Origin of the sequence: Streptomyces sp. NPDC050145, from assembly GCF_044460245.1 — a bacterium.
Lineage (GTDB): Bacteria > Actinomycetota > Actinomycetes > Streptomycetales > Streptomycetaceae > Streptomyces.
Genome location: NZ_JBITJS010000002.1, coordinates 482,605 through 495,177, shown reverse-complemented (window position 1 = coordinate 495,177; position 12,573 = coordinate 482,605). Strand labels below are relative to the sequence as shown.

Genomic DNA, 12,573 nt, shown 5'->3' with positions numbered 1-12,573 from the left:
TCTCACCCTGACGCCCCGGCCCGCCTTCCCGGCGGGCCGGGGCGTCAGTCGTCGCGCTTCAGGACGAGTTCACCGGGGGCGACGAGGTCGGTGCGCACGAGGGTGTCGCGGGCCAGGTAGTAGTCGTAGGCGGCGTCGGGAGCGGGGCAGTTCCGGCTCTTGGGGAGGTCGGGCAGGGTGTGGAGATTGGTCTCGTCGCCCTGGATGCCGTGGTCCATGTAGAGGACCCGGGAGGTCCGGGTGCAGCGGTGCCCGTTCGCCTCGGTCGTGGTGGTGACGAGGAGTCCGTCCGCCGAGTCCTTGCGTCGCATACGGACGGTGGTGCCGTGGCCCCGCCACGTGCCCAGGAAACCGGGAGGTACGTCCACGATGCCGTTGTCGATCCGCACGGCGGCGACGGCCGGTTCCTCATGTGACTGTCGCCAGGCCAGGTGACCCTCGGCGCCCGCGGTCAGGGTGATGCTCCGGGGAGCGCAGGCGTCGTCCTTTTCGGGCTGATCAGTGCGGAACCGGCTCAACACCAATCGCCGCGCGCCCGACGAGGAGTCGGGGGTCGCACGAGCGTCCCCCCGGCACCTCTTGCCGCGCCGCCCCGCCTCCCACTCGACGCTCACCCGCCCGTTCACCTTCGAGACGAAGATGTCGAGCCGCAGGACGAGCAGGGGCTGCTCGGTGTTCCGCAGCAGCCAGCTCCCGGCGAACACGTCAAGGTCGGCCCGCGCCTTGTCCTGCGGGAACACCACCTGCTCGACGGTCTGCACCCCGAACCCGGCCCCCACCACCAGCGCCACCACCCCCGCCAGCACCCCCACCCTCCGTCCGACCCCCCACCGAGCCCTCGGCCGGTGGCGGATCGTCGGTGGGGTGATGCCGAGCTCCGGGAGGTCCAGGGGGTCGGGGGCCGAGGCGGGACGGTCGTCGGGGAACTCCGGGAACTCCGCCTGGACGCCCGTGTCCTCCGGCGCCGGGTCCGAGGCCTCGCGGCGCCGCGGGACGCTGGGCAGGGGGCGGGACGCGGCCCGGTCGAGCCGGTCGAGCAGCGGGGCGGGCAGCCACGCGCCGGGCGGGGCATGCCGGGTGCGGTCGACGACCTCCTCTACGGACGGGCGCTGCCCCGGGTCCTTGTCCAGACAGTCCCGGACCAGGTCGACGACCGCCTCGGGCAGCCGGGCCAACTCCGGTTCCTCGTACGCGATGTGGAACATCACGGAGTGCGCGCTGCGGCCCTCGTCGTCGAACGGGGAGACTCCGGTGGCCGCGTAGGCCAGCACGCATCCCAGCGAGAACACGTCGCTGGCCGGTGAGACCGGCTCGCCCCGCACCTGTTCGGGCGACATGAACTGGGGCGAGCCGAGCAGCGCCCCGGACGGGGTGTGCAGGGAGTCGGCGGCCGCGTCCAGGACGTGCGCGATGCCGAAGTCGATGACGCGGGGGCCGTCCACCGTCAGGAGAACGTTCGACGGTTTGAGGTCGCGGTGGACGAGGCCCGCCGCGTGGATGCCGCGCAGGGCCAGGCCCATGCGGTTGGCGAGGACGTGGGCGGAGGCCGAGGGAAGGGGGCCGAAGTCGCCGCGGACCACGGCGTGCAGGGTCGGGCCGGGGACGTACGCCGTGGCCACCCAGGGGACTTCGGCGTCGGTGTCGGCGTCGAGGACGGGCGCGGTCCAGCGGCCGTCGACCCGGCGGGCCACCCGCACCTCGCGGGTGAACCGGCGTCGGAAGTCGTCGAGTTGGGCCAGTTCGGGGCGGACCAGCTTCACCGCGACCGGGTCGGCGTCCGCCCGGGAGTCACCGTCGCGCCGGGCGAGGAACACCCGGCCCATGCCACCCGCGCCGAGCCGGCCCAGCAGACGGTACGGACCTATGCAGGACGGATCGTCGGGCGCGAGTGGCTGCATGCGCCGGATCCTCGCACAGGGTCAGCCCTTCGCGGTCTGTCGGCGGACGATCTCCGTGATCCAGGTCGGGGCGTAGGGGGACGTGCAGCCGGGTGGGGTCGGGTAGTCCTTGAGGACTTCGAGGCGTTCGCCGATCGCCAGGGCTCGGGGGCGCAGGGGCTCGTGGGAGATGCCGATCTGGGCCAGGCAGTGGTTCATCGCCCACTGGAGGCGGTCGGGCGCCTGTTTCATGTCGGACTCGATGGTGTCGAGGAGGGCGGGGAGGTCCAGGCCGGCCGGTTTTTTCGCCACGCGGTCCGTGGTGAGGGACCAGCCGGCACTCGCTACGACCGGGTCGGGGTCGGTCAGCCAGGCCAGGCGGAGGTCCTCCGCGTGCGGGCTCTTCTTCACGACGTAGGAGACGAGCCAGTCGTGGACCTTCGGGGTGCGGGCCGTGCGGAGCATGGTGTCCAGCTCGTCGCGGGGGAAGGCCTTGGGGCGGGCGACGAGGAGGGCCAGGAGCTTCGCCGCCGTGTCGTCGGTGGACCAGAGGGAGCGGGCCAGGTCCTGGTCGGGGCCGATGCGCTTGGCGAGGGCGCGGACCTTGGTGAGGTTCACGCCGTGGTCGTCACCGTGCCGCTCGTTGACGGCGCGGGCCTTCGGGTCCTCCAGCGCGGCCAGTTCGGCCTGGGCCTGCGCGAGCGTGGTCGTCGTCCCGGTCACCGTTCGTTCGTCTCCCTGGTTCGCCTCGTACGTCAGACCTGTACCGATATCAGTGGTCCACCGTTTTCCGCGACTCCGGTCCCAACTCTCCTGTTCTGCCTCATACTTGACCGCCCCATGACATCAAGGCCAAGGGATCGCGACGATGGGATTCCCGAACGACGAGGGCGCGACGGAGTTTCTGCGAGCCTTCAGAGCAGCCGTCTACCCCGAGCGGTGGCAGGTGCTCAAACCGGCGAGCACGCCTCTGCCCCCGGTACTGCTGGACACGGGCGGGTCCGGTGACGAGCGGTGCGCGCGCCGGCAGCGGGTGCTCGACTCGCTGGAACGGGCGCTGCGCACCGGCGACGGACGGGCCGTCGCCTTCTCGCGCCCCCAGCAACTGCCGGCGGACCGGCCCGGCGAGGAGCTGCTGACGCTCCGGGTGGGCCGCGACCTGCGCACCCAGCCACCCCGCCATGTGGGCGAACTGCGGCTGCGGGACTTCGAGTTCGTCGCCCGGATGGTGACGCACGCGATCCGGCTCGCCCGGCTGCCCCGGGAGGGCGACGGCGCCCTCACCGACGCCGAGCTGAACGACCGCCTGCAGGGCCGGGAGCTGCGCGACGCCCTGTACGCGGAGCGGGTCGCCGAGGCGAAGGGCCCGGCGCACCACCTGGCGAAGCTGGTGCCCGCGCCGGACGGCGGCAACCTCGTCCTCGCGTACCTGTCGCGGCTGCTGTCCCACCCCCTCTTCTACAGCCTGCCCCGCAAGCTGTGGGACCGGCGCTGGGGCCACCGTCTGCTGCGCTCGCGCCGCTACGGCTGGTACCGCGCCTGGCTGCACCTGGCGCACCCCGCGCGGTCGGTCTTCGACCAGGTCGGCGACGTCATCGTCGCGCAGGGGCTGGCGCTGCGCGGCCCCGCGCACGAGCGCCAGAACGCGCTGCTCGAACTGGAGAAGCTTCTGCTGCGCGCCCTCCTGTCCGACCTGCACCGCTCGCATCCTGCGCGCCTCGCGGGCCCCTGGAAGCGCCGCCGCCGCACCCGGCGCGTGGTGCTGCTCGAACTGCCCGCCGCGGACACCCCGCAGGGCCACGACGCGGCGCGGTTCCTCCAGGCGTACCGGAGCGCCTACCGGGCGCCGGGCTCGGCGTCCCTGTTCGTGGTCGGGGCGGGCGAACCGGAGGGTCACCCGGAGGCCGCCGGACAGACCTGGCACCGCCAGGACGTGGAGAGCCTCGCCGTCGTCGGCCAGCACCTCACCGACCCGCCCGCCGAGCACGGGGACGTCGAGGCGGCACCGTGGATCCTCGGCCGCCGCTTCGCGGACCCGGCGTTCGCGGGCGAGGGCCTGCCGGTCGCCCGGCTGCGCCCGCCCGCGCCGATGTGGGGTCCCCGTCTGGAGGCCACGGCGATCGGCGTCGTACTGGCCGCGCTGATCGGGACCGGCGTGAGCCTCAGCCCGCTGGGCGGCTCGGACGAGGACACGTACGCGCGCTGTCTGGACGGGAGCGCCGTCTCGCGCAGCGCCGGGAAGCCCGAGGAGATCCTCGATCTGCACGTGACGCGCAACGCGCTGCGCGACGACGATCCGGCCGCCGCCTACCGCAAGGTGCTCGCGCAGATCGAGAAGAACAACCGGCGGGCCGTGGACGACGAGAAGAAGACCGCCGCGGCACCGATCGAGGAGCAGTACGTCGTCCGTACGGTCGTGTACGTCGCCCCGTCCCCCACCGAGGGCGCGTACAAGGCGCTGTCGGAGCTGCGCGGCATCTGGCTCGCGCAGTCCCGGTTCAACACCGAGGCGCACCGGGACAGCAGCCGCAGCCGGGTCGAACTCCGCGTGGACGTACGGGACGCGGGCCCGCACTTCGAGCGGGCGGAGAAGGTCGCCGACGGCATCGTGCGCGAGGTGGAGCGCACGCGGGCGGCCCGCGACCACAGCACGGTGGTGGGCGTCATCGGCTTCGCCGAGAGCCGGCACGAGACGCGGACCGCGGCCCGCGTCCTGAGCGAGCACCAGGTCCCGGCGATCAGTACGACGGCGTCGGCGGACGCGATGGAGAAGGCCGGGCCTTACTACCGGCCGATGGCCCCCAACGACGACCGCGAGAGCACGCTCGCCGTGCAGCTCGCGCACGAGGGCCCGGTGATCGAGTCGGACGGCGCGGGGGACGGCGCCGGGGACGGGCCGGGGCGCTGCGAGTCGGCGACGCAGGCCGTCGTCGTGAGCACCGAGGCGGACCTCTACAGCAACGAGATCGGCGCCGAGTTCGTCCGGAAGTTCGACGCGCTGGAGCCGGGCGGCGCCAAGATGCTCCGCTACTCCGGCGACTCGGGCGACCCGGCCGAGATCGCCCAGCAGATCTGCGGATACGTCACGGCGAACCCGCGCACCGTCGTCTACTGGTCCTCCCGTGTGAACAGTTTCAGCAGCTTCCTGTCCAGCTACACGAGGACCGAGTGCACGGGCCGGACCCTGACGGTCATCGGCGGCAACGACATCACCAACGCCGAGCTGAACGGCGACTTCAAGTACAACGTGTCGGAGCTGCGGCTCTACCACACGGCCCATGTGCTGCCCGCGGGCCACGAACTGGCGAACAACGTGGCACGCCGCTACGTCCGCAACTACGCCTACTACGCGGGCGCGGACGACAAGTGGCGCAACGACGGGCACGGGCCGATGGCCCACGACGCCTACCTCGTGATGAGCGCCGCCGCTGACGACGCCAACGCCAGCAACCGGCAGGACGTCACCCCGGCCGCGCTGAAGTCCAAGCTCGACAACCGGATCGCCCTGCAGGGCACCAGCGGCGCCCTGCGCTACCCGCAGAGCAACCCCGGTTCGAAGCCGCCGCGCGACAAGGCGATCGTCATCGAGATGGCCACCGAGGGCGAACCCCGGCTGGTGGCGTACTGCGGCGCGTTCGGCCTCGGCAAGGAGCTGCGCAGGACGACATGGGGACCTGACGACAGCCTGGACTGCCCGGCCGACTCACGCTGAGGGCCGCCGGCCGCCGTCAGCCCTCCTTGTCGTAGGTGAGGACCTGGCGGTGGCCGGTCGAGTCGATCAGGGTGCGGCGCAGCTCGCCCGAGGACAGGACGGTCACCGTGCTCGGCGTGCCGGGGCGGCAGGCGACCGGCGGTTCGGCGACGACCGCCTCCGTGCCCTGGACATTCAGCGTGGAGTCGTCGGCGGAGGCCAGCGCGCCCTCGAACTCGCAGTGGTACGGGGAGCCGCTGTCGAGCGTGCCGTCCTGGGTCAGCTTGAGCACCGTGTCGCCGGGCTCGCCCTGCTCGATGACGAGGGTGCGGGTGATGTGTCCGTAGTCGTTGTCCTGCTCGTTCGTCCACGTGCCCAGGAACTTGGTCGGGATGTCGCCCGCCCCGGCCTGCGCGGAGTCGGACTCGGACGGGGAGCCGGGCGGCTCGGTGGACTGCTGCCCCGGGGTCGTCTCGCCGCCCTGACCGGAGGGCGCGGCCGAGGACTGGCCGGGCGCGGACGACTTCGGGTCGTCGCCGCCCTTGCCCTCGGTCGAGCCGTCGTTCTTCATCAGCGCGTACACCGAGCCGCCCGCGCCGAGCGCCACGATCAGCGCGACCGCGACGAGCGCCGCCGTGGAGCGGCCCCGACGCGGGGGCTCCTGCGGCGGGATGCCGACGGGGGCGACGCCGGGGCCGTAGGGCGGCGTCTGGTTCCACACAGGCTGCGGCTGAGGCTGGGGGTGCGCCTGCGGGTAGCCGTACGCGGGCGGGGCCGGAGGCGTCGGCGCCGGGGTGTCCTGGCCGACGATCATCGTCGGGAGATGGTCGAACTGCGCCCCGCCCGGCGCACCCGGCGGCGGCGGCGCGTCCGGATCCGTGGCCTGCGCGGGTGCGGGAGCGGCCGGGGCGGGCGGCAGTGCGGGCCGGTCCGGGGACGCGGGCAGCGCGGCCTGCTCCGGGTCCTCCGAGTCGAGCAGCTGCACGGCGTGCCGGCCCAGCTGCGCCACGAGCGCGCCCGGCAGCCACGGGTCACGCGTGCGCCCGCCGTCCCCGAGCGTGTCCTCGGCGCCCGTCCGCTCCAGGATGTCCTCGAGCGTCGGCCGGTCGGCGGGCCGCTTGCGCAGACAGTCCCGTACGAGCTCCTGCAGGCCCTCCGGGAGCCCTTCGAGGTCCGGCTCCTCCTGGGCGATGCGGAACATCAAGGCGTGCACCCCGCTGTTCGACGTGCCGAACGGCAGGGCGCCCGACGCCGCGTAGGCCAGCACCGAACCGAGACAGAACACGTCGCAGGCCGGGGTGATCCGGTCCCCGCGCACCTGCTCCGGCGCCATGAAACCCGGGGAGCCGACGAGCGCGCCGGTCCGCGTCAGACCGCCGTCCGTGACCGTCTCCAGGGCGCGCGCGATGCCGAAGTCGATGACGCGCGGGCCGTCGATCGTCACCAGCACGTTCGACGGCTTCAGGTCGCGGTGGATCAGGCCCGCCGCGTGGATGTCCTGCAGCGCGTGCGCGAGGCCCGCGGCCAGGATCCGTACCGAACGCTCCGGCAGCGCGCCGTGGTCGTGCGAGACGACCTGCTGGAGCGAGGGGCCCGCCACATAGCCGGTCGCCAGCCACGGCACCGCGGCCTCCGTGTCCGCGTCGAGCACCGGCGCCGTCCACGCGCCACCCACCCGCTGCGCCGCCTGCACCTCCTGCCGGAAGCGACTGCGGAACTCCTCCTGCTCGGCGAGCTCCTCGCGCACCAGCTTCACGGCGACGGTGCGGCCGCGCTCGGAGCGCGCCAGATAGACCTGCCCCATCCCACCGGCCCCGAGCCGCCCCAGCAGCCGGTACGCGCCGATGTGCTGCGGGTCGCCCGGCCCCAGCCGGTCCAGTCTGTCCATGTCGCGCCACCCTCCCCCGAATCGTGACCAACAGCACGAGAATAGTGCGGGCCTACGACACAGAGGACCGATGCGCCTTCTACGGTTCCGTAACGCCGGGGAACGGCCGGCCCGTAACGCCCGGGAACCGTCCGGGAACCCCGACAAACTGTCGCGTTCGGCGGCGGCGGGCGTACAGGACGCCGATGGTGCGCCCACACTGCGGACATCTACCCTCGGGCTCATGACCCCTCAGCCGAATCCCCAGGTCGGCGCCGCCGTCAAGGCCGCGGACCGCAAGCACGTGTTCCACTCCTGGTCCGCGCAGGAACTCATCGATCCGCTCGCCGTCGCCGGCGCAGAAGGTTCCTACTTCTGGGACTACGAGGGCAACCGGTACCTCGACTTCACGTCCGGGCTCGTCTACACGAACATCGGGTACCAGCACCCGAAGGTCGTCGCCGCGATCCAGGAGCAGGCCGCGACGATGACGACGTTCGCGCCCGCGTTCGCCATCGAGTCCCGCTCGGAGGCCGCCCGCCTCATCGCCGAGCGCACGCCCGGCGACCTCGACAAGATCTTCTTCACGAACGCCGGCGCCGACGCCGTCGAGCACGCCCTGCGCATGGCCCGTCTGCACACGGGCCGTCCGAAGGTGCTCGCCGCGTACCGCTCGTACCACGGCGGCACCCAGCAGGCGATCAACGTGACGGGTGACCCGCGCCGCTGGGCCAGCGACACGGGCTCCGCGGGCGTCGTCCGGTTCTGGGCGCCGTTCCTGTACCGGTCCCGCTTCTTCGCCGAGACGGAGGAGCAGGAGTGCGCCCGCGCTCTGGAGCACCTGGAGACGACGATCCAGTTCGAGGGTCCGGCGACGATCGCCGCGATCATCCTGGAGACCGTGCCGGGCACCGCGGGCATCATGCTGCCGCCCGCGGGCTACCTGGCCGGAGTGCGCGAGCTGTGCGACAAGTACGGCATCGTCTTCGTCCTCGACGAGGTCATGGCGGGCTTCGGGCGCACCGGTGAGTGGTTCGCCGCCGACCTGTACGACGTGACCCCGGACCTGCTGACCTTCGCCAAGGGCGTCAACTCGGGGTACGTGCCGCTGGGCGGTGTCGCGATCTCCGGCGCGATCGCGGAGACCTTCGCCAAGCGCCCCTACCCGGGCGGCCTGACGTACTCCGGGCACCCGCTGGCCTGCGCCGCCGCCGTCGCCACCATCAACGTGATGGAGGAGGAGGGCATCGTCGCGCACGCCGCGAAGCTCGGGGCCGAGGTCGTGGAGCCGGCCCTGCGGGAGCTCGCCGAGCGGCACCCGTCGGTGGGCGAGGTGCGCGGCGTCGGCATGTTCTGGGCGCTCGAACTCGTACGGGACCGGGAGACCCGGGAGCCGCTCGTGCCGTACGCGGCCGCGGGCGAGGCCAACGCTCCCATGGCGGCCTTCACGGGTGCCGCCAAGGCGAACGGTCTGTGGCCCTTCGTCAACATGAACCGCACGCACGTCGTGCCGGCCCTCAACATCACCGAGGCCGAACTGAAGGAGGGCCTCGCCGCGCTGGACGCCGCGCTGGCCGTCGCGGACGAGCACGTGGCGTAGCGCCCGTCTCCGGGGCCCGCGACCGCCGGTGCGGCCGCGGGCCGGGGGGCGGGGTGCGGGGTGCGGGGTGGCGGTGCCTTCCGGGTGCGGGGTGCCTTTCCGGTGGCCGTGCCGCCGGGTGCGCGGTGCGTTCCCGGTGCGCGTGCCGCCGCGCGCAGTTCCCCGCGCCCCTTGCTGGGCTCATCTGCTCCGGCGCCTCTCGCCCCGGGGCTCGGCCTCTCCGGCCTCTGTCCTCCGGCGTGGCGCCACTGACTTGGCCCGCCCCCTGCTCCCACCATCCCGCCCCTCCGGGGGCGTCGGCCCGGCGCCCGGCCTCGGGCAGCACTGGCAACCCCGGGTACCGCTTCCGGCCTCCCCGGTGTCAGCCACTCCGGCCTCCGGCCCACCCTGCTCTCCCGCACCCTGACGCTTCGGCCCGGCGCCCGGCCTCGGGGAGTCCTGCCAACCCCGGGTACGGTTTCCGGCCGCCCCGGCCTCCGCCCCACCCCGCTCGGCCTCAGCGCCCCGCTTCGGGCAGCACCGGCAACCCCGGGTACGGCCCCTGCCGCCCCGGACTCGGCCACCCCGGCCTGCACTCCAGCCCCCTGGCCCACCCCCTTCTCCCACCATCCCGCCCCCTCCGGGGGCGTCGGCCCGGCGCCCGGCCTCGGGCAGCGCCACCACCCCAGGTTCGTGTGCGGCCTCCCTGGCCTTGGGCAGTCAGCCCCGCGGCGGCGGCATGGGTGGGCAAGGCGGCACGCCAGCGCCAAGCGCATGTTCCAGTCGGCCCCCGCCTACAGCGCTGCCGCCGTAGGGGCGGACATCGTCGCCGGGTGCGCCACCGTCGTGGCTGGTGGCGCCCCGCGACGGAGTCGCTCAACGGATACAGCCCCGCGCCGCTGGAGGGCACACTTCGTGCGCCCCAGGGGCTTGTTGGGGGCGCCCCTGCGATCGAGTCGCTGGTCAGGGACAGCCCCGCGGCCCTTGCGGGGTGCGCCCGGCGCCGGGCCGACGGCCCCGGAGGGGGCGGGCGGGTGGGAGCAGGGCTGAGGCAAAGGGCGGATGGTTCCACGCGGAGCACAGACACGCCTCGTACAGTCACCGGGTTCCTGGCTGCCATGGCTCGTCATGCCCGCGCGACGCAGTCGTCGCTGATCGGGGACAGCCCCGAGGCCCTTGCGGGGTGCGCCCGGCGCCGGGCCGACGGCCCCCGGAGGGGGCGGGCGGGTGGGAGCAGGGCTGGGGCCAAGGGGCGGACAGGTCCGGGATCGCCCGGGTAGGGGACCAGCACGGTCGCCGGGGCCTCGCGAGGGCGGCCCCCGTCACAGCCGCCCGCGCCGCCGAGCCACACAGCGATTCGGCGCCCCACACCACCGAGCCACAATCCGACACAGCAACCCGCACCACCGGCTCACCCCCGACACAGCCCCCCGCGCCGCAGGCACCCCGGCCCCCCGAAACGCCCCCGCCCCGCCCGGAGGGCCCCGCGTAGTACTTGAGGCGGACCCCGAGGAACCCTTCCCGGTGGGGACGACCCGGGTGGGGCGGGACGCCTACCGTGAGGCGCATGACCGAGACGACCACCTCCGCCGGCCCCGAGCTCAGCCTGGTCAAGGCGGCCCTGAGCGGACTGCGCGCGGACCTGTGCCGGAACGTACGTGCCTACCGTCCGCTGCCCCGCGCCGCGGCCGACAGCGCGTGGATCCGGCTGTTCCCGCTCCCGATGCGGGACGAGATGCGGGTGCTGCCGCACGTCGGCGTCCTGGGCCTCGCCCTGCTCACGTTCGCCGTCGGCGCGGAGAGCGTCAGCTTCGGCGCCGACGCGTACGTCGCGGTGCTGTGCGGAATCCTCGTAGCGGCACCGGTGGCGCTCACACTGCTGCGGCCGGTTCTCGCGTGGTGGGTGTCGCTGAGCGCGGCCGCCGTCCTCGTCTTCGTCACGGGCGGCTCCCCGACCCCGTGGCCCGCGGGCAGCCTCGTCGGGCACACCCTCGTGATGATGATCGTCGCGGCCCGCACCGGGCCCCGCACGGCGGCCGGCATGTGGGCGCTGAGCACCCTCTACGGGATCGTCGTCACGCCGGTGACCGGCGGCGACTGGTACAACAGCGACGCCCTCCCGATGCTGGTCGCCTCCGGCATCGCGGTCGCCCTGGTGACCCTGGTCCAGGTCAACCGCACGGCCCGCCGCGAGGTCGTCCAGGAACGCACGGCGGGCGCCGTCGAACGGGACCGCCGCACGCTCCTCGAGGAGCGCACGAACATCGCCCGCGAGCTGCACGACGTCGTCGCCCACCACATGTCCGTGGTCGCCATCCAGGCCGAGGCCGCCCCGTACCGCGTCGAGAACCCGCCGCCGGAGCTGGAGCAGGCGTTCGTCACGATCCGGGAGAACGCGGTGGCGGCCCTCACCGAACTGCGCCGGGTCCTGGGCGTCGTACGGGCCGAGGACTACGAGGCGCCCGACGCCCCGCAGCCCACCCTCGCCGACCTCGACCGCCTCGTGGAGAACGTCCGCGACGCCGGTCTGACCGTCGACCAGGCCGTGACCGGTGCCGTCCGCGCCCTGCCGCCCGGCGTCGAACTGTCCGCGTACCGCATCGTCCAGGAGGCACTCAGCAACGTCCTGCGGCACGCGCCCGGCGCCCCGGCCCGGGTCGAGGTCGCGTACGTGCTCGGCGGGCTCGGCCTGCGGATCGTGAACGGGCCGCCCGGCTCCCTGGTGAAGCCCAGCCCCGGCGCGGGACACGGGGTCACCGGCATGCGGGAGCGGGTCGCGATGCTCGACGGCGAGATGACGGCGGGGACGACGGACGACGGCGGCTACGAGGTCTCCGTGTTCGTGCCGGTCGCCGCCGCGTCGGCGGAGACCGAGGAGGACGACGCATGATCAGGGTGCTGATCGCCGACGACCAGATGATGGTCCGCGAGGGCTTCTCGGTGCTGCTGGGCGCCATGCCGGACATCGAGGTCGTCGGCGAGGCCGTCAACGGGGCGGAGGCCGTCTCCCGGGTCCGCGAACTGCGCCCCGACGTCGTCCTCATGGACATCCGCATGCCGGAGCTGAACGGCATCGACGCCACCCGCGAGATCGTCGCCGCCGACGAGGGCGCCAAGGTCCTCGTCCTCACCACCTTCGACCTCGACGAGTACGTGTACCAGGCGCTCCGCGCGGGCGCCTCGGGCTTCCTCCTCAAGGACGCCTCGGCCCGCCAACTCGCCGACGGGGTCCGGGTGGTGGCCTCCGGCGAGGCGCTGCTCGCCCCGACGGTGACACGCCGCCTGATCACCGAGTTCTCCAAGCTCGCCGAGACGCCCCGGGTCCGCGCCGAGGCCTACGGCGAACTGACCGAACGCGAGACGGAGGTCCTCGTCCTCATCGCCCAGGGCCTGTCGAACGCGGAGATCGCCACCCGCCTCGTCGTCGCCGAGTCGACCATCAAGACCCACGTCAGCCGGATCCTGGTGAAACTGGGCCTCCGAGACCGGACCCAGGCCGCCGTCTTCGCCTACGAGGCCCGCCTCGTCACCCCGAGCTGATCCGATCGTCTGAGATCAC

The 12,573-nt window shown here is 73.6% G+C and carries 7 protein-coding genes; 4 read left to right on the top strand and 3 right to left on the bottom strand.

The genetic code is table 11. The features are described from left to right. Positions 1–44 precede the first annotated feature (44 nt). The gene (locus ACIBTU_RS05775; RefSeq protein WP_399124637.1) at positions 45–1,898 is read right to left on the bottom strand and encodes a serine/threonine-protein kinase; all 1,854 of its coding nucleotides are present in this window, start codon (positions 1,896–1,898) and stop codon (positions 45–47) included. Positions 1,899–1,919: 21 nt separating this feature from the next. Then, positions 1,920–2,600 (bottom strand): DNA alkylation repair protein, encoded by a 681-nt coding sequence (locus tag ACIBTU_RS05770; protein WP_399124636.1) that lies wholly within the window; start codon positions 2,598–2,600, stop codon positions 1,920–1,922. 145 nt (positions 2,601–2,745) lie between these two features. On the opposite strand from ACIBTU_RS05770, the gene ACIBTU_RS05765 reads away from it, so the two are divergent. Next, positions 2,746–5,589 (top strand): hypothetical protein, encoded by a 2,844-nt coding sequence (locus ACIBTU_RS05765; RefSeq protein ID WP_399124635.1) that lies wholly within the window; start codon positions 2,746–2,748, stop codon positions 5,587–5,589. Positions 5,590–5,605: 16 nt separating this feature from the next. Here ACIBTU_RS05765 and ACIBTU_RS05760 read toward each other — a convergent pair whose 3' ends face one another. Continuing rightward, positions 5,606–7,456 (bottom strand): serine/threonine-protein kinase, encoded by a 1,851-nt coding sequence (locus ACIBTU_RS05760; protein ID WP_399124634.1) that lies wholly within the window; start codon positions 7,454–7,456, stop codon positions 5,606–5,608. Between the two features lie 223 nt (positions 7,457–7,679). On the opposite strand from ACIBTU_RS05760, the gene ACIBTU_RS05755 reads away from it, so the two are divergent. From ACIBTU_RS05755 to ACIBTU_RS05745, 3 genes are all read left to right on the top strand, one after another. Next, a complete protein-coding gene (locus ACIBTU_RS05755; protein ID WP_399124633.1) occupies positions 7,680–9,035 on the top strand; it encodes an aspartate aminotransferase family protein in 1,356 nt (451 codons plus the stop codon). A 1,546-nt stretch (positions 9,036–10,581) separates the two neighbouring features. Beyond that, positions 10,582–11,904: a sensor histidine kinase gene (locus ACIBTU_RS05750; RefSeq protein ID WP_399124632.1), complete on the top strand. Its 1,323-nt coding sequence runs from the start codon at positions 10,582–10,584 to the stop codon at positions 11,902–11,904. Next, positions 11,901–12,554 (top strand): response regulator, encoded by a 654-nt coding sequence (locus ACIBTU_RS05745; RefSeq protein WP_399124631.1) that lies wholly within the window; start codon positions 11,901–11,903, stop codon positions 12,552–12,554. The genes ACIBTU_RS05750 and ACIBTU_RS05745 overlap by 4 nt, the downstream gene beginning before the upstream one ends. Positions 12,555–12,573 lie beyond the last annotated feature (19 nt).